Consider the following 21,978-nt stretch of genomic DNA (forward strand, 5'->3'; position numbering starts at 1 on the left):
CAATAGCTTTGGAAATGCAAGGGAGTACGCTGGCTTCAGTCCGCCAACCAACCCCACTGCCAATGCCGCAGGTTATCAGCATGCAGCATGAAATCTCGATGCACGGCCTCGCGCAACTCAGTGCCCAAGCGGCGACTTGCATCGGGGTCGCGCAAATGCATGCGAATGGCATCGATCCATTCCTGGGTACTGTTGCTGAGCACGCGCGTGCAAGGCAGGTCGCCGCGATAGGCCGCGGTATCGGTGCAGATCACCGGATAGCCGCAGGCGCCGTATTCAAGCAGGCGCAAGTTGCTCTTGCAGTCATTGAAGATATGGAACTCCAACGGCGCCAGCGCCAAATCCAGATTCAGGCTCGCCAGCTTCGCTGGATAGGCCTGCAGCCCTACCAACGGGTGGAATTCATGCACATAGGGGCGCAGCGCTTGCGGGCACATACCGAAGAACACCCACTCCACCTCCCCGGCCAGCGCGCGCACCACGTCGACAATGACTTCCAGGTCACCGCTGTGGCTGGTGCCGCCACCCCAGCCTACTCGGGGTTTGCTGGACGTCCCGCGGCGCCCCTGCAGCCCCGCCCATTGCCGAGGGTCAAGCATGTTTGGCACGACGCGGATGTCCTGGTGCATATCCGACAGTACGTCAGCCAAGGCCTGAGTCGTCACCACTACCCGATCGCACAGGCCAATGCCACGACGCAGGTGCTGTTCGATGTCGCCAGGCTTGTTGCGCGCGTGCGTGTTCTTCTTTGGCGTGTCGACCACATAGTCGTCTATCTCATAGATGCGCCGGGCATTGGAAAAGCGCGCCAGCCGCGCAATCTCGCGCACGGTGCTTTCGCTGTGCCGCAACTGCACGACAATGACATCAGGATCCAGACGCGCCAGCTGCACATTACTGGGCATTTCGTATGACATACGGCCAATGACCTGGCCAGCCGCCTCCAGCTCACGCAGTGGCTGAATGACGCGATATTGCCCCACCGCCGATGCATTGACCGGCAACGCCAGCACACTTGGCACGGCGCGCGCGCAGAATGGATTCCAAGTGCCGTGCTGCCCGGGGTCGAGGCTGAAATTCGCCAGCATCAGGTTCAAGTTCGGGTTATAGGCCGGGTCGCGGGCAACGGCAGGCAGCCACCGTTCGCAGAACGTTTCTTCCTCGACCGCTCGATCCGCAGCCGGCGCCTGCAGCAATACCTGTGCCTGGCTATGCAGGGTGGCATGCGGGGTCCAGACAACGAGGTAACCCTGGCGCCCGGCACGCATGCACAGATCGACCTCCGCCAGCCCCGAGGAAAATCTCAGCGTATCAAGGCCGCCCAGCTCGTCGAACACCGCCTTGCGCACCATCATGCAGGCGCCCGAGACCGCGCTCCAGTTCTGCACCACCTGCAAGCGCTGAAGGTAGCCGCGCCCTCGCCCATCCTCGCCGACACAGACCGGCCCCACCGCATCATTGACACCCAGCACCATGCCAGCGTGCACAACCCTGCCAAAGCCATTGAGCACCCGGCCACCCACCACGGCCACCTCCGGGCGTTGAGCCTGCTGTAGCAATTCGTCCAGCCAATGGCCCTCGAGCACGTGCAGATCGGCATCCACCATCACCAGATAGCTGCCACGAGCATGGGCACTGGCGGCATTCACCCATTGAGCTGCATTGCCGCCCAGGCCAGGCCCCAGCACCCGCAATTTCGAGCTGCCGACTTCGGCCATCGCCACCAGCCAGGCCGCCATGGCTGGCTGTACATCGTCACCAGCCACCAGCAGCAGTTCGTAATGCGCGTAGCTGGTTGTTTCCATGACACTCATCACGCAGCGTTGCAGCGCGCCCAGGTCACCGCCACAACGGACGATTATGGAAACCTTGGGTCGCTCGGCGTGCAGGTAATGTACGCGGTTGAGTACCGGCAAGGACTCCACTTCGATCCGATGGGCAACGCCCATCCGCTCAAGATGCGCGGCAATGACCCGCGAACTTTGCTCGATCACAGCCTCCAGCGACAGCCACTGGGAGAAGCTGAACTGCGACTGGAGTTGCAGTTCGCCAATGTGCTCGATGACCTGTGGCCCTTGGCTTTCCACCAAACGCCAAAGCACATCGTGTGGCGCCAGCTCGCCGTAGGCTGAATCGAAGCCGCCCAAGGCACGCAGTGCTTCGCAGCCGAAGGCCAGGGCACGCCCGACATAGGGATAGCTGCGCATCAGGTCGATATTGAAATCAGGCTTGAAGATCGGCTCGCAAGGCCCGCCGTCGCTCCAGGCGCCCTCGTCACTGTAGATGCACGCCACACCCGATAGCACGGCAATGCGCTCGGCCAGTACCAGCAGTGCCGATTCGCTGAGCCGATCACCGGCTCTGAGCAGGTACACCCAGTCTTCAACGCCGCAGGTCTCGACCAGTGAGTTCAATTGAGCTGGCCAATCGGCCTGCAGGGCGAGAGGCGTGACGCCTGGGACATGCATCGGCTCTTCATTGGATAGCACCACGCAGCGGTGCGCGGGATAGAGCTGATGATCGAGGCTGAGCAGGGTTTGACGCAACGACTCAGGCTCGCCCTGCGGGTCGAGGATGAACACGTGAATGCGAGGTCGTCGAGGCCAGGAATGCAGGGTCGCAGGCAACTGTTGGCGCTGCCCCGCGCTGAGTTGACGCGCCTCGATCCACTGTTGATAGAGCTGCTCGTAACTCTCGCAATCGCTGCCGATGCGCCCGAGCATGGTGGTTTGCCAGTTGCTCAGCAGCAATACCATCCCCAGCTCCTGCCAGGTTCGCGGCGATGCGGCGGCGTCGACCAGCGGTACGTAACGGACCCAGCCGTCTGCCGGCGCTGCCTCACCGCCTCGCTGCGAAAGCATCTGCTGCAACCAGCCCCATTCCTGCAGCAAAGCATCGACAACGGGTGCTTGCTTGCTGAGCCGCTGCGGATGCAAGCGCTCGACCACCAGCACGTCGCTGAGCATTACCACGTTGCCCCGACGCAACAGGCAGCAGAACAGCGCTTGGTCGAGCAGGGCGACAAAGCCGCTTTCATGCTGCGTCAGCGCCTGCAGAAATGCCAGGGCCGGTTCACGCCGCATCAACGCCGAGGAGAAGTTACCGAGAAAATTCAGCGGCCGCCCATCGAGCAACGCCAGCATGTCGCCACCCTTGAACAAGGTATCCGTGCTTGCGAAGCGGGTGTTGGCCAGGCGCATGGGCAGTACATAATTACTGGCGTCGGCGAACATGCGCTGCGCCATCACCAGCGCTACTTCGTCATGGGTTTGCAGCACCTTGACCTGACGCTCGACGCACAGGGGAAACAACCTGTCGTCATCGCACAGCACCTTGACCAGGTCGGCGCGGGCCAACTCCATCGCGCGAATGACATTCTGTCCGAACCCAAGCCGGTGCGGGTTGCGCACGTAGCGCAGAGTGACAGTGTCAGGGACCTCAACCGCCGCGACCAGCGCCTCGATCTCGTCTGCCTCGCTGTCATCGCACACCACTACCTCAAGCCCCTGCTGCGTTTGCATGAGCGCGCTGTTCAGCGCCATGGCGAAATGACGCGGGTTATAGGCGGGGATGACGATACTGACGACAGGAAGCTCAGTCACAGCGCAAGACCTTGAAGAATGACCGCGCGCCATGCCGGGCGGCATGGCGCACAAAGGTGGACCGGCGGGCTGCCGATCAGATGTAGTTGACCAACGACAGGCTGGAAACCTTGGCATAGGCCTGCAGGGAGGCTTGCAGCATGTTGGTCTGCATCTGCAGGCGCAGCATCACTTCGGCCGGATCGCTTTCACGGATCGAGCTCTGGGTCTTGAGGTTTTCGGTGCTGAGCGCTTCGTTGGTTTCGGCTTGCACATCCAGCGCCTGACCACGACCACCAATGGCGCTGATCGACGAAGACACCTGGTTGGTAGCGCTAGCGATGTTGCCGACAGCCGAATCCAGGGATGCCAGGAAGTTCTGCCGGGCGACCGGGTCTTTGTCTTGCGGCGTGGTCAGCGCAGTACGCAGTTTGCTGATCGTATCGAGCACGTTCTGGTTCTGATGCGTATCGACCTTGACCGCAAAAGAATCGCCAGCATTCGGCGCCCCGGACAGCTCGAAGCTGACACCCATCGCCGTGGCAGTCGTACCGTTCGCCCCACCCAGGCTTCCCGACGCAAGTGGACGACTGCTGTCGGTCACGGGCGCAGCATACAGTTCAAAGGTATTGGTACCGGTGAATTTGAGCACTGCGCCGCCGGACGGGAACGCAGCCTTGTAGGCGGCCTGGTCAGTGATGCTGGCGTCCGTTACCTGCTCCGACGAGGTGTTGCCTGGGCTACGGATACCAGCAACGTCATCGGCCTTCGAGCTCAGGCTGAAGGTGTGGCCCGCGATGGCGGCGTCTTCATTGCCCTTGTCGGCGTCCTTGAAGGTGATGTCCAGACGCAAGTCGACGCCGCGGAAGCTGATCGTGCCGTTGTCGGCAGCAGGATCGAACTTGCCGCCCTGGCTGGCTTCGAGGGTGACATCATTGTTGTTGGCGTCGGTGATCTTGTACTCCGTGCTGCTGATGAACTCGATCTTGTACGGCTCGCCGCTGCGGAAGCGGTCGTTGTAGGTCGAGCTGCCCGACACCTGGCCATTGGACAGGCTGACACGGCCATCGTCGGTGGCCGGCGCGATCAGTTTGGTCTCGCTGCGGCTGGTGTTGAGCGCCTGTTCGAAGGCATCGTAGCCGGTCTCGTTGGCGGCCAGGCTCAGCATGTCACCCACCTGCAGATTCAGCTTGCCCTGGTCGCCCTGGTAGCTGTAGGTGCCGTCGGCATTGCGCGCATAAGGCGGGGTATCGCCCTTGGAGCCGGAGAACAGGTACTTGCCATTCTCGTCCTTGCTGTTCATCAGCGAGAACAGCTGGTCTTCCAGGGACGACAACTCATCGGCATTGGCCTTGCGGTCAGCATCGGTGAAGCTGCCGTTGCCGGAGCTGAGAGCCAGCTCGTTGACGCGCTGCAAAATGGTACCGATCGAGTTCAGCGTACTCTCTGCCGAACCCAGTGCATTTCGCACATTGGTCATATTGCTCGAATACTGCTTGAGCATGTTCTGCTGCTGCTCCAGCTGCAGCAGGCGCGCGGCCCCGACCGGGTCGTCCTTGGCCGAGCGCACGCGAATACCATCGCTGGCTTCCTGCTGAGTCTTCACCGTATTGGCGAAGTTCTTCTGATAGTTGGCGCTGTTGGTGTTGTAGAACTGCGAAGTAGAGATGCGTACGCTCACGATCTACGGCTCCTTAAAGACTGTTGATCAGGGTGGCGAAGGTTTCCTGGGCCGCCTTGATGATCTGCGACGACGCGGTGTAGTACTGCTGGAACTTGATCAGGTTGCCGGTCTCTTCGTCGATCGACACGCCCGACAGGCCGTTGCGGCTGTCCAGTGCAGAGGTGTGCAGCGCCGTGGTGGCATCGCTGTCCATCTGCGCCTGGCCAGCTTTGCCGCCGACGTTGGACACAAGCTTTGCGTAAGCATCGGTGAAGCTGATGCCCTTGCCGTCAGCGCCGACCTCGACGGTGGACTTGGTCTGCAGGTCGATCACCGACTGGCCGTTGCGGTTGTCCGCCGAACCTGCGCCGGTGAGCGCCACGGTGTAGCTGTCGCCGTTCTTCGGGGCGCCGGAGACGCTCATCTCGAAGGTGAAATTGCTGCCCAGCGAGTTGCCGTTGGCATCGACCATCGGCACCGACAGCTGCAGCTTGTTTTCCTGGCCCGGCACGATGGTGCCGCTGCCGATTTCGGTGCCCTTGGCGTCGTACATCTTGTACGCCTGGGGCGAGGTGGCCTCGTCACCGAACACCAGCTTGACCGGGGTCGAATACTTCAGGCCATTCTGCAGCTGGGTGCGCTGGGCGGCGTCGTAGATATCCAGCTCGGAGGTCAGCGTCGGCTGGGTGATCACGCCCGTGCCCTTGTTGCCGGAGCCGCTGGTGGCGGTCAGCGGCGACGCCAGCGCCAGGCGCTTGGGGTCGGTGAGCACGGTGTCGATGTTGGCCGCGGCGTTACGGGTCGGGGTGATCTTGAAGCTGTCACCGGCGCTGAGGCCACCACCATTGAGCGACAGGGTGAAGCCGTCGATCACCGGCGGCGGGTTGTCGGTCAGGTCGAAGCTGCCCATGTCGGTGCCGTCTGGCAGCTTGCGCACGTTGTAGCCGGTGGCGCTGGTGAAGGTCACCTGGTAGTCGCTGGTGGACAGCTTGCCGGTGTCCTTGATGGTCACATCGAGGTTGCCGGAGCCGGCGCTGTTGCCGGTCTTGGCGATGCTGCGCTGGGCGATGGCGGCGGCGCTGTTGATGTCGCCGAACAAGGTGGCGCCGAAGTCGCCATTCTTGTCGATGCCCTGGGCCAGCTGGCTGTTGATCGCGTCGGCCACCACCAGCGCCACGCGGCCCAGCTCGTTGAGCGCAGGGTCGAGGGTTTCCTTGCGGTAGCGCAGCAGGCCGCCGATTTCACCACCGCTGGTGCTGCTGGTGATGTCCATCTTGGTCGAGCCGCGGTTGAGGATCAGGCTCATGCGGGTCGGGTCGGTGGCACTCGCTTCGACGCCGATGGTCTGGGTGGTGTTGCCCAGCACCAGCGCCTGGCCGTTCTTCAGGTAGATGTCGTAGTTGCCGTTCTTCTGCTCCACCACATCGGCGCCGATCAGCGCCGTCAATTCGCGCACCGCGCCATCGCGCTGGTCGAGCAGGTCATTGGGCTGGCCGTTGACGGCGGTCAGCTTGGAGATCTGGCCGTTGAGGTCGGCGATGGTCTTGGTCAGGTTGTTGACCTGAGTGGCCATCGACCCCAGGTTGGCGTTGATGTTGCTGTTCTGCTGGTTGAGCTGCGACGACAGGGTGTTGAAGCGCTTGGCCAGGGACTGGGCGCTGGTCAGCAGCAGCTGGCGCGAGGCGTCTTCGGTCGGCTTGGCAGCGGCATCCTGCATGGCCGTGAAGAAGCTCTGCAGCGCGGCGGTGATGCCCGTGTCACTGCTGGACAGGGCGGTGTCCAGCGGCGTGATCTGGTCCAGGTACGAGGAGGCCTCGCTGCTCAGCGACGTGGTGGTGCGCAGCTGGTTCTCGAGGAACGCGTTGTACACCCGGCGCACATCGGCCAGCGTGGTACCGCTGCCGATGAAGACCTGGCCGACCTGCTGGCCGCCCTTGGTCTTCTGCACGTTCTGCTGGCGCGAATAGCTCTCGACGTCGGCGTTGGCGATGTTGTTACCGAGGGTGTACATCCCCGATTGCGCGGCGCCAAGCCCCGACATACCAATATTGATCAGACTCGCCATGGTTCCATGCCCTTAAAGTTTCGTTGTGGTACCGAGCGTTGCGTATTGCTCGTACGACTGCATCTGCTTTGCTATCTGCGAGATCTTGCTGGCGTAATTCGGGTCGGTGGCGTACCCGGCCTTTTGCAACTCTTGCACGAACTGTTCTGGTTTATCGGCTGCCTTCACCGCATCTTGATAGCGGGAGTTGTTCTGCAGCAGGCTGACCAGGTCGTGGAAGCTGTCCTGGTAGGAATCGTAGGAACGGAACGCCGCGGTCTCCTTGACGAACTGGCCGTCGCGGAACTCGCTGGTAATCGCCCGCGCCGAATCGCCTTGCCAGTTGCCGCTGGCCTTGATGCCGAACAGGTTGTGGCTGCTGCTGCCATCGCTGTTGCGCATCACCGACTTGCCCCAGCCGGTTTCCAGCGCCGCCTGGGCCACCAGGTAGCGGGGGTCGATACCGATGCGCTTGGCGGCCTGCTCGGCCATCGGCAGCATGGTGGCGACGAATTCGTCGCTGTCGGCAAAGGCCTTCTTCGGCGCCAGCGGTGGCTGCGCCACGGCGCGGCCGGTGATGCGCAGACCATTGTCCGGGACGGCGATGGCCCTGGCCACTTGCTGCCCATCCCGTGCCGGCACGGCGGCGGTATTGGTGCTGGCAGCCGGGTTGGTAGCCGAAGGCACGATACCCGCGAGCAGGCGGTCGGTGAGCTTGCCTGGCAACGCCAGGCGCCGCGAATTGAGTGCGGCGACGTCGTTGCGCGTAGCCGACTGAGCGGCGTGCACCGGCTCGGCCACCTTGTTGCCCCACAGCGTCGGGGCATTGCCCTCGATGCGTGGGAACGGGCTGGTGTTGGCCGGGGTGCTCTTGTTCTTCGACAGCTGGCGCACCAGCACGTCCTGCAGGCCGATACCACCGCCCTCGCGGGACATGCTCACGGCCAGCTGCTGGTCGTACATGTCGCGGTACTGCTTGACCGTCTCGCTGTTCATCGGGTTGTCGTCGGCCAGCACATCGCTGGCCTTGCGCGAGGCCTTGAGCATCTCGCTGATGAACAGCGACTCGAATTCCTGAGCCACCTTGCGCACGTTGGCGTCGCTGTCGCGGTCGCCGTGCTTGAGCGAGCTCAGGCGATTGAGGTCGGTGTAGGCGCCGCTGTCGGCGGTGCTGGAAACCAGGCTTTTCGAATTCATCCGTGGCGTCCTCAGATCACGATCAGGTCGGCCTGCAAGGCGCCGGCCTGTTTCAGGGCTTCGAGGATCGCCATCAGGTCGCTGGGCGCCGCGCCGACCTGGTTCACCGCGCGGACGATTTCATCCAGCGTGGTGCCCGGGCCGAACTTGAACATCGGCTTGGCTTCCTGTTGCGCGTTGACCCGCGAGCGCGGCACCACGGCGGTCTCACCGTTGGAGAACGGCCCCGGCTGGCTGACGATCGGGTCTTCGGTAATGGTCACGGTCAGGCTGCCGTGGGTCACCGCTGCCGGCGAGACCTTGACGTTCTGGCCGATGACGATGGTGCCGGTCCGCGAGTTGATGATGACCTTGGCCACGGCCTGGCCTGGGTCGATCTCCAGGTTTTCGAGGATCGACAGGTAATCGACGCGCTGGGTCGGGTCCATTGGCGCGCTGACACGCACCGAACCGCCATCCACGGCCTGGGCCACACCAGGGCCGAGCAGTTCGTTGACCTTGTCGACGATGCGCTTGGCGGTGGTGAAGTCGGGGCGGTTGAGGTTCAAGGTCAGGGTGTTGCCCTGGTTGAAGCCGCTCGGCACGGCACGCTCGACCGAGGCGCCGCCAGGGATGCGGCCCGCCGACGGAACGTTGACGGTGATCTTCGAGCCGTCGCGGCCTTCGGCGTCGAAGCCGCCGACCACCAGGTTGCCCTGGGCGATCGCATAGACGTTGCCGTCGATACCCTTGAGCGGGGTCATCAGCAGGCTGCCGCCGCGCAGGCTCTTGGAGTTACCGATCGACGACACGGTGATGTCGACGACCTGGCCGGGTTTGGCGAACGCCGGCAGGTCGGCATGCACCGACACTGCGGCGACGTTTTTCAGCTGCACGTTACCGGAGCCGGCCGGCACCTTGATGCCGAACTGCGACAGCATGTTGTTGAAGGTCTGCAGGGTGAACGGCGTCTGGGTGGTCTGGTCACCCGTGCCGTTGAGCCCGACCACCAGGCCGTAGCCGATCAACTGGTTGGAGCGCACGCCAGAAATGCTGGCGATGTCTTTAAGGCGCTCGGCATGGGCGCCGAACGCACAGGACAGAAGCAAGGTTGCGGCAATCAGCTGCCTGACGTTGAACATGTTCATCCGTACTCAGAAAGGCCAAAGCGGGCTGATGAAGAAGCGGTCGAGCCAACCGGGCTGGCTGGCATCAGCGAACGAGCCGGTGCCCGAATAGGTGATGCGCGCATCGGCCACGCGGGTGGACGGCACGGTGTTGTCGGTGGCGATGTCGTCGGCGCGGATCAGGCCGGCGATGCGCACCAGCTCCTCGCCGGTGTTGAGGGTCAGCCATTTCTCACCGCGCACGGCGATGATGCCGTTGGGCAGCACTTCGGCGACGGTCACGGTGACCGAGCCGGTCAGGGTGTTGCCCTGGGTGGCCTTGCTGTCGCCCTTGGTGGTGCGGTCACCGCTGTAGCCCGCTTCGAGCGACAGGTCGCCACCGCCGAACGGGTTGTTGGTGTTCGGCGTGGCGCCGAACAGCGAGGTCAGGCCGATGTCTGCCTTGCTGTTCTTCTGGATCTGCGAACCGGCATTCTTGCTCGCCGAAGTTCGCTCGTTGAGGGTGATAGTGATGATGTCACCCACCCGGAACGCCTTGCGGTCGGTGTACAGGTTCTGGTCGAAGCCGGCCTGGTAGATCGAACCGTTGTTGGCCGCGGCCGGCAATGGGGTGCGCGGCAGGACCGGCGCATAGTACGGGTCGTTGGGCTTGGGCGTCGGCGCGACGCAACCAGCCAGAACCACCACCCCCCCCAGGGCGAATACGGACAACAAACGCTTCATGACGCATACCTCACGGTGTAACGGAACCTGGTGGGCTTACAGCTGCTGGGTGACGAACGACAGCATCTGGTCGGCGGTGGAAATGACCTTGGAGTTCATTTCGTAGGCGCGCTGGGTGGTGATCATGTTCACCAGCTCTTCCACGGTGCTGACGTTGGAGTTTTCCAGGGTCTGCTGCAGGGTGGTGCCGAAGCCGTTCAGGCCTGGAGTACCGACCTGTGGCGCGCCGCTGGCGGCGGTTTCCAGGAACAGGTTTTCGCCGATCGCCTGCAGGCCGGCCGGGTTGATGAAGTCGGCGGTCTGGATGTTGCCGATGACCTGCGCGGCCGGGTTGCCGGCGGTGGTGATCGACACGGTGCCGTCCTGGCCGACGGTGAAGGTCTGGGCGTCGTTCGGCACGACGATCGCAGGCTCCAGGGCAAAGCCGTTGGCGGTGACGATCTGGCCATCGGAGTTCAGATGGAAGGTACCGTCACGGGTGTACGAAACGGTGCCGTCCGGCTGCAGAACCTGGAAGAAGCCACGGCCATTGACCGCCATGTCCAGCGGGTTTTCGGTGGTCTGCAGGCTGCCGGTCTGGAAGTTTTTCTGGGTGCCGACGATGCGCACACCGGTACCGACCTGCAGGCCCGACGGCAGTTCGCTGTCCTGGGTGGACTGCGCGCCTGGCTGGCGTTTGATCTGGTACAGCAGGTCCTGGAATTCAGCGCGGTCGCGCTTGAAACCGGTGGTCGAAACGTTGGCCAGGTTGTTGGAAATGACCGTGAGGTTGGTGTCCTGGGCGGACAGGCCGGTTTTAGCGACCCAAAGAGCCGGAAGCATCAGTATTCTCCTCGTGCGCCTGTTTTACGGCACCCGTTCAAGTGTGGTTAGCCGATTTGCAAAACACGCGCCATGGCTTCATCGCCTTCCTTGGCCGCGTTCATCATCTTCACGTGCAGTTCGAATTGGCGGGACAGCGCCAGCACCGAGGTCATTTCCTCGACGGCGTTGACGTTGCTGCCTTCGAGGAAGCCCGACACCACCTTGACGTTGACGTCGGCTGCCGCTGGCTGGCCATTGGTGGTGTGGATCAAGCCGTCGAGGCCCTTGGTCATGCCCTTGGTATCCGGGTTGACCAGCTTGATGCGGTCGACCTCGGCCATCACCCGCGGGTCTTCACCCATGGAGCGGATGCTGATGGTGCCATCGGAGCCGACTTCGACTTTCTGCTCTGGCGGAATGGCGATCGGGCCGCCGTTGCCGATCACCGGCATGCCATTGCCGGCGCGCAATACGCCGAGGGCATCGATGTTCAGGCTGCCGGTGCGCACGTAGGCTTCGCTGCCGTCCGGGGCCTGCACGGCGATGAAGCCCTGGCCACTCACGGCCACGTCCAGGTCGCGCCCGGTCTCGATCATCGGCCCTTCGCTGAAGTCGGTGGCGGGGCGTTCGGTCATGGCGAACGCTCGCGACGGAAAGCTGTCGCCGAACACCGGCATCGAGCGCGCCTGCTCCAGGTCACGCTGGAAACCATTGGTGGAAATGTTCGCCAGGTTGTTGGCATGGGCCTTCTGCGCCAGCGCGTTCTGGCTGGCGCCGGTCATGGCCACGTAAAGCATCTTGTCCACAGTCATCCTCCGCTGCACTGGCGATCGCTTGCCGCTCGCCGTTGCTGTGCAGGCACTAAAGCAAGTTCCGAACCAACTTTCTGAAATTGAGAAAAAGCCCGTGATTACGGGCTTATGCGGGATACGGTGATGAGAGGAACGCCGGTTATCCGGCGCCAGGTTGCCGATTGCGGCAAACCTGTACCGGCCTCTTCGCGGGGCAAGCCCGCTCCCACAGGTATTGCGTTGCCCACTCCAACCTGTGGGAGCGGGCTTGCCCCGCGAAGAGGCCGGCACTGGGTTCACCGATCCCGGCACCCACCATTGTTGTAGGGCCCGGCAAACCGCTTCCAGCCCTCCCCCGGCGGCCACTGCGAGCACACCAGGCGCCCATCCACCTGACTCTCCCAACGCCACCAGGGCGCTGGACCTGCCTGCACCTGATACAGACAGAACATCGCCAGCAATGCCACAAACCACTTCTTCATGCTGCCTCCGGCAAAAACGACGAACCCCTTCACGACAAAGGGGTTCGCCTTCACGCCATCAACCCGCGACCATCAGGTCATCTGGATGATGGTCTGCATGATGGTGCTTTCGGTGGAGATGGTCTTGGCGTTCGCCTGGTAGTTGCTCTGCGCCTTGATCAGCTCGACCAGCTCCTGGGTCAGGTTGACGTTGGAGCCTTCCAGCGCGTTGGACTCCACGCTGCCCAATGTACCGGTCTTCGGCGCATCGATGCCGGGGATGCCGGACGAGTAGGTTTCGGTCCAGCGGGTACCGCCGATCTGCTGCAAGCCCTGCTCATTGGCGAAGCTGGCCAGGGCCACCTGGCCGATGGCGCGCGACTGCTGGTTGCTGAAGCTGGCGAACAGCACGCCGGTGCTGTCGATGCTCAGGCTCGACAGGATGCCGGTGGCGTAACCGTCCTGGGACTGCGACATGCGCGCGGTCTCGGTGTTGTAGGAGGTTGTGCTGTTCATCGACAGCTTCATGCCGTCGGCATTGCCGGTGGCACCGTTGGACGCCCAGTTGCCCGACGCGTCTTCGACCGCGGGCACCCAACCGGTCATGGTGAAGATGTTGTTGGTCACGGTGAACGACGAACCGGTCGGGTGGCCGGTGTTGTCAGCCGACATGCTTTTCACCGAGCCATCGCTGTTGAAGCTGATGGTGCCGGTCAGCGGCGCGGTGGAGGACGGGTCGAACGGGTTGCGGCCGTCGACCAGGGTGTACATGGTCCACTCGTTGGTGCCGGTCTTGCGGTAGTACTGCTCCATGGTGTGCTCGTTACCCTGGCTGTCGTACACCTTGGTCGGGAACGACTTGGTGTAAGTGGTTTCGTCAGACGGGTCGAACACTTTGTTAGGCACCAGCACCGGCGGGGTGCTGTCGTCATAAACCTGCAGCGGGATATCGGTGGCCGAGGAATTCAGGTTGATGCCCTGGTCGATCAGCGACGTGGACTTGGGCTGCAGTGCCGAGGTGTCGATCTGCAGGTCGGTCAGCACGCCCTTGGCGATCTTGCCGGTGGAATCGGCGGCGTAGCCTTGCAGGCGCAGGCCGTCCGAGGTGACCACGAAGTTGTCCTTGTCAGCCTGGAAGGCACCGGCACGGGTATAGACGCGCGAGCCGTTGTCGGACAGCACGAAGAAGCCCTGGCCCTGGATGCCCATGTCCAGCACGTTGCCGGTGGTGTTGACGTCACCCTGGGTGAACTGCTGCGACACCGCCGCCAGGCGCACGCCGTTGCCGACCTGGTTCTTGCCCACGCCCAGGCGGTTGGCGCCGGCGTAGACGTCGGCGAACTCGGCGCGCGACGATTTGAAACCGGTGGTGTTGACGTTGGCGATGTTGTTGCCGGTAACGTCCAGCTGCTTGTTGGCTGCGTACAGACCGCTAAGGCCGATATTGAAAGACATGAATTCGCTCCTGTGCCGCGCTAGCGGGCCTTAGATACCGATGGTTTGTACGTCGGAGAGGGAAACTTTGCCGACACCCGCGAGGTTGAGCACCATTTCGCCGGTGGCGTTGAAGCTGACACTGGTCACCTTGGCCGGCAGCAGGGTATTCATCTGCACCGACTGGCCATCCACGGTGGTGCTGGCGGTGAAGGTATAGGTACCTGGGTCGACCTTGGTGCCACTGTTGTTGGTGCCGTCCCAGATGAAGTCGGCATAACCCGCCTTCTGCTCGCCCAGCTCGATGGTCTTGACGGTGTTGCCGTCCTTGTCCTTGATGGTGATCTTCGCTTCGCTGATCGCCTGCGGCACCACGAACTGCGCATTGAAGCTCTCGGCGGTATCGACCACGGCCTTGTCGTTCTGCACGACCACCGAACGGCCGACCAGCGACGAAGCCTGCAGCGCCTGGGACGAGGCCATGGCGTTGGTGATGCTGGTGACCGAATCGTTCAGCGAGGTGATGCCTTCAAGGCTGCTGAACTGCGCCAACTGCGCCACGAACTCGCCGTTGTCCTGCGGGTCCAGCGGGTTCTGGTGCTGCATCTGGGTAACCAGCAGCTGCAGGAACGCGTCCTTGCCGAGCGTGTCGGTACCGGTCTTGGAAGCGGTATCGGCGGTTTTCTTGGTGGTCCCGCCTACACCCGATGCCGTCAGGACATCGTTGAGGTTCACACCGCTGGTGCTATCGACTGCCATGGTCTGGATTCCTTATCACTGACCCAGGGTCAGGACTTTCTGCATCATGTTCTTGGCGGTGTTCATCAGCTCGGCATTGGTCTGGAACGCCCGACTGGCGGAGATCATGTCAGCCATCTCCTCGACCACGTTGACGTTCGGGTAATAGACGTAGCCGTCCTTGTTCGCCGCCGGATGATTGGGCTCGTAGCGCGCCTCCAGATTGCTCTGGTCTTCGATGATGCCCTTGACCTGCACGCCCTGCCCTGCCTCGCCCTGGTCTTCGAACAGCGACTGGCTGCCGCCGGCCTGGGCGTTCTGGAAGGTGGTGGCGAACACCGGATGGCGCGCGCGGTAGGTCTGGTCGATGCTCGACGAGACGGTCTCGGCGTTGGCGATGTTCGAGGCGACGGTGTTGAGGCGGGTGTTCTGCGCACTCATGCCGCTACCGGCAATGTTGAAAACGCTGGACAGGGACATGGTTATTCTCCGCGCAGGGCCGATACCAGCCCTTTGAATTTGCTGTTGAGCAGGGTGAAGCTGGCCTGGAAGCCCATGGCGTTTTCCGTGTAGTTCGCTTGCTCGACCTGGGCGTCGACGGTGTTCTGGTCGATCGACGGCTGGGTCGGCGTGCGGTACTGCAGCGTGTCGTCGGCCATCGCCAGGCCTTCAGCCTCGATATGTCGGCTGTTGGTGCGGTCCATGGCGAAGCGGCCACCGGTTTGCTGCTTCTGGCTTTCGGCGGCGAGCACCGAAGAGAAGTCCATGTCACGCGCCTTGTAGTTGGGCGTGTCGGCGTTGGCGATGTTGTTGGCCAGCACTTCGGCGCGCTGGGCGCGGAAGCCCAGGGCCTTTTCATGGATGCCAAGCGCCTTGTCGAAACTGATGCTCATGTCGGGGAAACCTTCGAAGGTTGACCGGAAACTCGTTGGCCAAGCTATAGCAAGGGCTGTGCCAACAGCTTCAAAGCCCGAAAATACGGGGCTGCGACGCGCATCACTGACTGGCTGCTGCCAGAAAAGCGGCAAAGTGCTTCCGCTTGATGAGGGGAAAGCGGCAATTGCCGGGTGGCAAAAGCGGCAAAACAAAAAATTGACGTGCTAGCCGGGAGGGTGTTGGCGCCCTTGAGATCGAGCGCCGCCCGCGCGGCGCATCGCGGATAAAATCCGCTCCTACGTTTGTTTCGGGCCAGTAACGTCAGTGACAGACGCGCGCGAACGCCTTGTGCGTGCGACTCGGTATCGCGTCAGGCGCCAAGGCGGCCGCGCGCAAATCTCACTGACATAATTGGCCTGAAACAAACGTAGGAGCGGATTTTATCCGCGATGCGCCGCGCGGGCGGCGCTCGATTGCATGGGCACTGCAAAACTACCGACTTACACCTAGCGGCCCACACATTTACTTGGCCTGGTAGATGATCCCCGGACTGCACTGGACCATCTGATAATGATCCGGCAACCCATTCAGCGCCTCGGAGGCCCCCAGGAACAGATACCCACCCGGCTTCAGGGTGCTGTGAATCCGCAGCAGAATGTCCTTCTTCACCTGCGCCGAGAAGTAGATCAGCACATTGCGGCAGAACACGATGTCGAACTTGCCCAACGCCGCATAACTGTCGAGCAGGTTGAACGACCGGAATTCAACCCGGCTGCGAATGGCCGGCTTGACCGCCCAACGCCCAGGCCCCTTGGTGTCGAAGTAGCGCTGCAAACGCTCCTGGGACAGGCCGCGGGCAATCGCCAGGCTGTCGTACTCCCCGGTCTTGCAGTTGTTCAGCATCGAGCCGGACAAGTCGGTGGCGACGATCTGCGCCCCCATCTTCAACTGGCCGAGATTGCCGCGCTCGAACTCGTCGATGGCCATCGAGATAGAGTAAGGCTCCTGCCCCGACGAGCAGGCCGCCGACCACATGCGCAGGCGCTGGCCGGGGTTGTTCTTGATGAACTCGGGAATGACCTTGTTCTTCAGCACTTCAAACGGGTAGGTGTCGCGAAACCACAGGGTTTCGTTGGTGGTCATCGCATCCACCACCTGCTCGCGCAGGCCGCCACGCGGCTGGGCCTGGATGCGTTGCACCAGTTCGCCCAGGCTCTTGATGCCCTGCTGCTCCATCAGCTTGTTCAGGCGGCTGGCCACCAGGTACTGCTTATTCTCGCCCAGCAGGATGCCACAGGCTTTCTCCAGGAAGACCCGGAACTGTTCGAAATCCAAATTACCCGTAGACACTACTGCGGCCTCTTTTCAATCACTGGTGCCGGGAGCGAGCCCCCGGCGGCTTCAATGCGTTGCCTTGATCCGGTCGACCACGCGCTGGGCCAGGTCGTCCGGCTTGAACTTGGCCAGGAAGTCATCGGCGCCGACTTTCTTCACCATCGCCTGGTTGAATACCCCGGACAGCGAAGTATGCAGGCAGATGTGCAATTTTTGCATGCGTGGATCGCTGCGGATCTCCGCCGTCAGGGTGTAGCCGTCCATTTCCGGCATTTCAATGTCGGAAATCATCATCAGGAACTCTTCTTCCGGCTTCTTGCCCTCGTCCACCAGCTTGCGCAGGTAGTCCAGGGCCTGACGGCCGTCGTTGAGCGCCACCACCTCGACGCCAACGGTCTGCAGACAGCGGCTGACCTGCTTGCGCGCCACCGACGAGTCGTCAACGGTCAAGACCCGCAGCAGCACGGCTTTGTCCTGGGTCTCGGCATCGACCACGCCAACCGACACCTGCTCGGACGACGGTGCCACCTCGGCCAGCACCTTTTCCACGTCGATGATCTCGACCATGCGGTCGTCCACCCGGGTGACCGCGGTCAGGTAGTGGTCACGCCCAGTGCCCTTGGGTGGCGGATGGATCGCTTCCCAGTTCATGTTGACGATGCGCTCGACCGAATGCACCAGAAAACCCTGGGTCTTGGTGTTGTACTCGGTGATGATCACGAAGCTGTTGCGTGTATCTTCCTTCAACCCGGGCAGCCCGGTGGCCATCGACAGGTCGAGGATCGGGATGGTTGCCCCGCGTATATTGGCCACACCGCGCACCACCGGGTGGGACTTGGGCAGCACGGTCAGCTCCGGGCACTGCAAAACTTCGCGGACCTTGAACACGTTTATGCCGTACAGCTGCGCGCCATTGAGGCGGAACAGCAACAATTCCAGGCGATTCTGCCCAACCAGCTGTGTGCGCTGGTTGACTGAATCCATTACCCCCGCCATGCCTGACTCCTTCTTCTCTGTGCCATTTCGTAGCAACTCCTACAACGAGTCGGCACGGGCTTTGCTTTTTTGAGCGCCATGCACATGAAAACGACAATTTCCCGACGACTGACGCGCCTGCTGAGCGGCTCACTGGCCATGCTCTGCTTGCTGACGCCCGGCGCGCGTACGCTGGCGGACGCGGTTACCTTGCCTGAACAGCTTATCGGTGTCACCCAAGGGTTTCTTGAATTCACCGTCGAGGATTACCTGGCCACCACCCAGACGCCTGGGCGCTACGAAATTCAGGTCAACCCGCTGGACCCGCGCCTGCGCATGCCGCTGTGCAGCCAGCAGCTGGACGCCTCGCTGGAAAGCCCGGCGCAGCCCCTGGGCCGAGTAACCGTGCGGGTACGTTGCGATGGCAGCGCACCGTGGACCATTTTTGTGCCGGCAACCGTGCGCCTGTTCCGCGACGTGGTGGTGGTGACCCGCCCGCTCAGGCGCCAGGATATCGTCGGTGAAAATGACGTAGCCCTGCGCGAACGCGACGTTGGCACCCTCACCCAGGGCTTTCTCAGCGAGCTCGACCAGGCCGTGGGCATGAAGATGCTGCGCCCGACCGTGATCGACCAGGTACTGACTCCGCAACACCTGGAACAGGCTGAAGTAGTGCGCAAGGGCGACCATGTGGTGATCATCGCCCGCAGCGGCAGCCTCAGTGTGCGCATGCCCGGCGAGGCTTTGAGCAAGGGCGGCCAGAACGAACAGATCCGCGTGCGCAACCTCAATTCGCAACGGGTGGTGAAGGCCCGGGTAACCGGCCCTGGACAGGTCGAGGTGGCCATGTAGATTCAGCTGGCAGTGTGGAACCGCATTTCCTAAACTGTGTCAGAACACGGGTTCGCGAGCTTGCCGACAGGCGTGAGCATTTGTGCCTAAAGTTTCTTTCGGGCTGGCCGAAAACAAGGTAAGCGTCCAAATACCCAGAGGTTTCTGATCATGGTCATCGACTTCAGTCGTTTGAATAACTCTCCGTCCATCACGGGCGGCGTTCGCGGCAATGCCGCACCCGGCACCGCCGACAAGCCCGGCGAAACCGGTGAAGCGCCGAAAAGCGCCAGCGCCAGCGGAGAAGCGGTACACCTCAGCCAAGAGGCCCAGCAGTTGCAGAAGATCAGCGACAAGCTGCGCGACCAGCCCGTTGTCGACAATGCCCGCGTGGCACAGTTGAAACAGGCGATCGCAGACGGCAGCTACCAGGTCGATGCCGGCCGGGTCGCCAGCAAACTGCTCGATTTCGAAGCCCAGCGCTGACCGTTCGGCGCGCTGACTTCACGGACGCTAGAAAAGCCAAGAGTTAGCCATGCACGACATCACATTGCTGCAACTGATCGAAGACGACATCGCCCCAACTCAGGAACTGCTCGACCTGCTGCAGCAGGAAGCAGTCGCCCTGCACGGCCGCGACATGGCACCGCTGGAGGGCATCCTGGCCCGCAAGCAGTCGCTGATCGTCCTGCTCGAGCAGCAAGGCATACGCCGCAACAACCTGCTCGCCAGCCTCGGCCTCAGCGCCGACCGCGCCGGGGTGCAGGCCGTGGCCGCGCAGTCGCCCAATGGTGAAGTGATCATGCAGCAGCTCAATGCGCTGACCCAGTTGATGGACGCCTGCCAGAAGGTCAACGAGACCAATGGCCGGATCATCCAGGTTCAGCAACATGTCACGGCCAACCAGATCAGAATCCTCATGGGTGGCGATTCGCCGTCGCTCTACGACAGCCGTGGCGCCACTTCACCACTGGCCAAGCCCCGGGCGCTCAGCCAAGTGTGATTAGTTCTATCAAGGCACGGAACATACTGGCAAAATGCCGTTACTTGCGTGTGCCGTTTTTGCCTGGAGATTGATAACCCGTGTTCAATGAGACCGATGCCCCGCAACCGCCGAAGGTGCTGAACACGCCTTTGGAGATCGCGGCCAACCTGCGCCAGCTGCAGGACAGCCACGACCCTCTGATCATCACTTTCCATGAGCGCAGCCAGCGGTTCCAGAGCTACGTGGTGCACGTGGACCGTGACAGCAACACCCTGGCGCTGGATGAAATGATCCCCCGCGATGGCGAAAAGTACATCGAGAACGGCGAACCGTTCCGCGTTGAAGGTTTCCATGATGGCGTGCGCATCGCCTGGGAATGCAACCACGAACTGAGGGTTACCGAGGTCGACGGCCACCGTTCGTACCGTGGCGCCATGCCCGAAGAGATGACCTACCACCAGCGCCGCAATGCTTTCCGCGCCGCACTGAAACTGTCGCAGCTGGTCGATGTGATCCTCGATGGCACTCACCTCAAGGGCAATGGTGCCCTGCGCGGCAAGCTGCTGGATATCTCCGCCACCGGTTGCAAGCTGCGTTTCGACGGCAATGTCGAAGACCGCCTGCAACTGGGCCAGGTGTACGAACGCTTCAAGGCCGGCAACCCGCTGGGCTTGGTCGACATCATGGTCGAACTGCGCCACTTGCATTATGAAGAACGCATCAACACCACCTTTGCCGGCGTGCGCTTCCATAACCTCAATGGGCAGGCGCAGCGCAAGATCGAAAGCTTCGTGTACCAGCTGCAGCGTGAGGCGCGGCGGTTCGATAAAGACGATTATTGATCGTTGGCTGAATGTGCGAACGCCACCTATTGGGTGGCGTTTTTGTTTGCTAAGTGCCTGTGCTGGCCTCTTCGCGGGGCAAGCCCGCTCCCACAGGTTATCTGCAGACTTCATGACTCCGGTAATTCTGTGGGAGCGGGCTTGCCCCGCGAAGAGGCTGGCACACACAGCACAAGGCTCAAACCGACTTACTCACTTCATCCCCTACCGAGGACTCAGCCACAGGCTCAGCCTTCTCCTCCACCTCAGTATCCTCAGCCGCCACCGGCGCCTGCATCACGTCCTGCACGGTCTGCTCATCCACCCTAGGGTCCAGTGCCGCCGACAACGGCGAACCCGCCGCCGGCATCGCCACGTGCCCCAACGGCGCATCTTGCACCTGGTGCAGCCCGGTAACGGCTTTCGGCCGAATCCGCCACACCAGCACCAGGGCGAAGAACACGAAGAAGGCATAGAGCATCTGCGCCCCCAGCACCTTCATCAGCACCCCCGCAGCCAGCGGCCCGATACACGCCCCTACGCCATAGGTGACCAACAGCATGGCGGTCAGCGAAACACGCCGCTCGCTTTCCACATGGTCATTGGAAAAGGCCACCGCCAGCGGGTAAAGGCCGAACTGCAACAGCGAAATCAAGAAACCAATACCAAACAGCAATTCCAGTGGCACGCTCGGCAAAATGGCCAGCGGCGCCGCGGCCAGCGCCAAGCCCACCGCCACGCTGCGAATAAGCACAGCACGGTCGTAACGATCGGACAGCCAGCCCAGCGGCCACTGCACCACCAGACCGGCAAAGATGCAGCTACCCATGAACAGACCGATCTGTTCGGTCGACAATCCCTGGCTGGTGGCATACAGCGGCGCCAGGCCGTAGAACGAGCCAACGATCAACCCTGACCCCAGCACCGTGCTCAACGACTGCGGCACCCGCTTGATGAAGAACTTCGGCTCCATCGGCGCCGGGCGCAACGGTGCCGGGTGGATGCGCCGAGTCATCGCCACCGGCACCAGGCACAGGGCGAAGCACATGGCGACCAGCATCAACAGTTCAGGCCCCAGCTCGGGATGCACCACCAGGATCAGCTGGCCGAGCACCAGCCCCAAGTAGGAGGCGATCATGTACCCGCTGAACACCGCACCGCGGTGCTTGGCATCGGCCTGCTCATTGAGCCAGCTCTCGATGACCATGTACTGGCACATCATCCCGAGGCCGACGATCATCCGCAGCCCGACCCAGGCTGGCAGCCAGTTGGTCATGCCGTGGCCGAGCACCGCCGCGCAGACGATACCGGCACAAGTGGTGTAAGCGCGGATATGGCCAACCCGGCCGATCAGCCGATGGCCGACCTTGCCGCCAACGGCCAGGCCGAAGTAGTTGGCCGCCATCAGCGCACCGACCCACAGGCTGTCGACATGATCGGCCGCCAGGCGCAGGGCCAGGTAGGTACTGAGCAGGCCCGAGCCGATCAGCATCATCAAGGCAGCGAAATACAGCGACTGAAACGGCTTCCAGATGTTTCGCATACGTCCCGTCGGGCTCCCTGGTCAGGTGGCGTTGGCCTGGCAAGCATAAAAGCAATTGTGTCGCCGTGCA

20 protein-coding genes are annotated in these 21,978 nt (G+C 62.4%); 4 read left to right on the top strand and 16 right to left on the bottom strand.

The window, feature by feature from the left end; translation table 11 throughout:
* Positions 1-35: 35 nt before the first annotated feature.
* The 15 genes from ACIPZF_RS03195 to ACIPZF_RS03265 form a co-directional block, all read right to left on the bottom strand.
* Positions 36-3,602 carry a glycosyltransferase gene (locus tag ACIPZF_RS03195; protein WP_400795159.1) on the bottom strand — a complete coding sequence of 1,189 codons (3,567 nt, stop codon included), beginning with the start codon at positions 3,600-3,602 and terminating at the stop codon, positions 36-38.
* A gap of 76 nt (positions 3,603-3,678) precedes the next feature.
* Positions 3,679-5,262 carry a flagellar hook-associated protein 3 gene (locus tag ACIPZF_RS03200; protein WP_400795161.1) on the bottom strand — a complete coding sequence of 528 codons (1,584 nt, stop codon included), beginning with the start codon at positions 5,260-5,262 and terminating at the stop codon, positions 3,679-3,681.
* A gap of 13 nt (positions 5,263-5,275) precedes the next feature.
* Positions 5,276-7,309: a flagellar hook-associated protein FlgK gene (gene flgK, locus ACIPZF_RS03205; RefSeq protein WP_400795163.1), complete on the bottom strand. Its 2,034-nt coding sequence runs from the start codon at positions 7,307-7,309 to the stop codon at positions 5,276-5,278.
* Positions 7,310-7,321: 12 nt separating this feature from the next.
* Positions 7,322-8,485 (bottom strand): flagellar assembly peptidoglycan hydrolase FlgJ, encoded by a 1,164-nt coding sequence (gene flgJ / locus ACIPZF_RS03210; RefSeq protein WP_400795165.1) that lies wholly within the window; start codon positions 8,483-8,485, stop codon positions 7,322-7,324.
* Positions 8,486-8,496: 11 nt separating this feature from the next.
* Positions 8,497-9,606 (bottom strand): flagellar basal body P-ring protein FlgI, encoded by a 1,110-nt coding sequence (locus ACIPZF_RS03215; RefSeq protein WP_400795167.1) that lies wholly within the window; start codon positions 9,604-9,606, stop codon positions 8,497-8,499.
* A gap of 12 nt (positions 9,607-9,618) precedes the next feature.
* Positions 9,619-10,314, bottom strand: a complete 696-nt coding sequence (gene flgH / locus ACIPZF_RS03220; RefSeq protein ID WP_400795169.1) for a flagellar basal body L-ring protein FlgH — start codon at positions 10,312-10,314, stop codon at positions 9,619-9,621.
* A 36-nt stretch (positions 10,315-10,350) separates the two neighbouring features.
* Complete coding sequence (gene flgG, locus ACIPZF_RS03225) at positions 10,351-11,136, bottom strand: flagellar basal-body rod protein FlgG (RefSeq protein WP_054900084.1); 786 nt, start codon at positions 11,134-11,136, stop codon at positions 10,351-10,353.
* A 47-nt stretch (positions 11,137-11,183) separates the two neighbouring features.
* Positions 11,184-11,924 (bottom strand): flagellar basal-body rod protein FlgF, encoded by a 741-nt coding sequence (gene flgF, locus ACIPZF_RS03230; protein ID WP_400795171.1) that lies wholly within the window; start codon positions 11,922-11,924, stop codon positions 11,184-11,186.
* Positions 11,925-12,205: 281 nt separating this feature from the next.
* The gene (locus tag ACIPZF_RS03235; protein ID WP_400795173.1) at positions 12,206-12,391 is read right to left on the bottom strand and encodes a hypothetical protein; all 186 of its coding nucleotides are present in this window, start codon (positions 12,389-12,391) and stop codon (positions 12,206-12,208) included.
* A 72-nt stretch (positions 12,392-12,463) separates the two neighbouring features.
* On the bottom strand, positions 12,464-13,825 hold the full coding sequence (flgE, locus tag ACIPZF_RS03240) for a flagellar hook protein FlgE (protein WP_400795175.1): 1,362 nt from the start codon (positions 13,823-13,825) through the stop codon (positions 12,464-12,466).
* 30 nt (positions 13,826-13,855) lie between these two features.
* Complete coding sequence (gene flgD / locus ACIPZF_RS03245; protein ID WP_400795177.1) at positions 13,856-14,563, bottom strand: flagellar hook assembly protein FlgD; 708 nt, start codon at positions 14,561-14,563, stop codon at positions 13,856-13,858.
* Positions 14,564-14,578: 15 nt separating this feature from the next.
* Positions 14,579-15,022 carry a flagellar basal body rod protein FlgC gene (gene flgC, locus ACIPZF_RS03250; protein ID WP_012315561.1) on the bottom strand — a complete coding sequence of 148 codons (444 nt, stop codon included), beginning with the start codon at positions 15,020-15,022 and terminating at the stop codon, positions 14,579-14,581.
* A 2-nt stretch (positions 15,023-15,024) separates the two neighbouring features.
* Positions 15,025-15,435: a flagellar basal body rod protein FlgB gene (gene flgB / locus ACIPZF_RS03255; protein ID WP_400795179.1), complete on the bottom strand. Its 411-nt coding sequence runs from the start codon at positions 15,433-15,435 to the stop codon at positions 15,025-15,027.
* A 505-nt stretch (positions 15,436-15,940) separates the two neighbouring features.
* A complete protein-coding gene (gene cheR, locus ACIPZF_RS03260) occupies positions 15,941-16,768 on the bottom strand; it encodes a protein-glutamate O-methyltransferase CheR (protein WP_400795181.1) in 828 nt (275 codons plus the stop codon).
* 51 nt (positions 16,769-16,819) lie between these two features.
* Positions 16,820-17,749: a chemotaxis protein CheV gene (locus tag ACIPZF_RS03265; protein WP_400795183.1), complete on the bottom strand. Its 930-nt coding sequence runs from the start codon at positions 17,747-17,749 to the stop codon at positions 16,820-16,822.
* Between the two features lie 78 nt (positions 17,750-17,827).
* Between ACIPZF_RS03265 and flgA the strand changes: the two genes are divergently transcribed.
* The 4 genes from flgA to ACIPZF_RS03285 all read left to right on the top strand — a co-directional run bounded on the left by flgA (position 17,828) and on the right by ACIPZF_RS03285 (position 20,386).
* Positions 17,828-18,580, top strand: a complete 753-nt coding sequence (gene flgA / locus ACIPZF_RS03270; RefSeq protein WP_400795185.1) for a flagellar basal body P-ring formation chaperone FlgA — start codon at positions 17,828-17,830, stop codon at positions 18,578-18,580.
* 150 nt (positions 18,581-18,730) lie between these two features.
* A complete protein-coding gene (gene flgM, locus ACIPZF_RS03275; RefSeq protein ID WP_400795187.1) occupies positions 18,731-19,045 on the top strand; it encodes a flagellar biosynthesis anti-sigma factor FlgM in 315 nt (104 codons plus the stop codon).
* A gap of 49 nt (positions 19,046-19,094) precedes the next feature.
* Positions 19,095-19,562: a flagella synthesis protein FlgN gene (locus ACIPZF_RS03280; RefSeq protein ID WP_400795189.1), complete on the top strand. Its 468-nt coding sequence runs from the start codon at positions 19,095-19,097 to the stop codon at positions 19,560-19,562.
* 80 nt (positions 19,563-19,642) lie between these two features.
* A complete protein-coding gene (locus ACIPZF_RS03285) occupies positions 19,643-20,386 on the top strand; it encodes a flagellar brake protein (RefSeq protein WP_400795191.1) in 744 nt (247 codons plus the stop codon).
* Positions 20,387-20,564: 178 nt separating this feature from the next.
* Here ACIPZF_RS03285 and ACIPZF_RS03290 read toward each other — a convergent pair whose 3' ends face one another.
* Entirely contained in the window at positions 20,565-21,908 is a 1,344-nt protein-coding gene (locus tag ACIPZF_RS03290; protein WP_400795193.1) for an MFS transporter, read from the bottom strand.
* Between the last annotated feature and the right edge of the window lie 70 nt (positions 21,909-21,978).

Origin of the sequence: Pseudomonas sp. NPDC089752, from assembly GCF_044748725.1 — a bacterium.
Lineage (GTDB): Bacteria > Pseudomonadota > Gammaproteobacteria > Pseudomonadales > Pseudomonadaceae > Aquipseudomonas.

Excerpts from the sequence above, each read along its gene's own strand:
- flgM (WP_400795187.1), top strand. The coding sequence starts at position 18,731 with ATGGTCATCGACTTCAGTCGTTTGAATAACTCTCCGTCCATCACGGGC.
- flgH (WP_400795169.1), bottom strand. The coding sequence starts at position 10,314 with ATGAAGCGTTTGTTGTCCGTATTCGCCCTGGGGGGGGTGGTGGTTCTG.
- flgG (WP_054900084.1), bottom strand. The coding sequence starts at position 11,136 with ATGCTTCCGGCTCTTTGGGTCGCTAAAACCGGCCTGTCCGCCCAGGAC.
- flgB (WP_400795179.1), bottom strand. The coding sequence starts at position 15,435 with ATGAGCATCAGTTTCGACAAGGCGCTTGGCATCCATGAAAAGGCCCTG.
- flgC (WP_012315561.1), bottom strand. The coding sequence starts at position 15,022 with ATGTCCCTGTCCAGCGTTTTCAACATTGCCGGTAGCGGCATGAGTGCG.
- flgE (WP_400795175.1), bottom strand. The coding sequence starts at position 13,825 with ATGTCTTTCAATATCGGCCTTAGCGGTCTGTACGCAGCCAACAAGCAG.
- flgD (WP_400795177.1), bottom strand. The coding sequence starts at position 14,563 with ATGGCAGTCGATAGCACCAGCGGTGTGAACCTCAACGATGTCCTGACG.
- flgJ (WP_400795165.1), bottom strand. The coding sequence starts at position 8,485 with ATGAATTCGAAAAGCCTGGTTTCCAGCACCGCCGACAGCGGCGCCTAC.
- ACIPZF_RS03215 (WP_400795167.1), bottom strand. The coding sequence starts at position 9,606 with ATGTTCAACGTCAGGCAGCTGATTGCCGCAACCTTGCTTCTGTCCTGT.
- ACIPZF_RS03280 (WP_400795189.1), top strand. The coding sequence starts at position 19,095 with ATGCACGACATCACATTGCTGCAACTGATCGAAGACGACATCGCCCCA.
- ACIPZF_RS03290 (WP_400795193.1), bottom strand. The coding sequence starts at position 21,908 with ATGCGAAACATCTGGAAGCCGTTTCAGTCGCTGTATTTCGCTGCCTTG.
- ACIPZF_RS03265 (WP_400795183.1), bottom strand. The coding sequence starts at position 17,749 with ATGGCGGGGGTAATGGATTCAGTCAACCAGCGCACACAGCTGGTTGGG.
- flgA (WP_400795185.1), top strand. The coding sequence starts at position 17,828 with ATGCACATGAAAACGACAATTTCCCGACGACTGACGCGCCTGCTGAGC.
- flgK (WP_400795163.1), bottom strand. The coding sequence starts at position 7,309 with ATGGCGAGTCTGATCAATATTGGTATGTCGGGGCTTGGCGCCGCGCAA.
- ACIPZF_RS03235 (WP_400795173.1), bottom strand. The coding sequence starts at position 12,391 with ATGAAGAAGTGGTTTGTGGCATTGCTGGCGATGTTCTGTCTGTATCAG.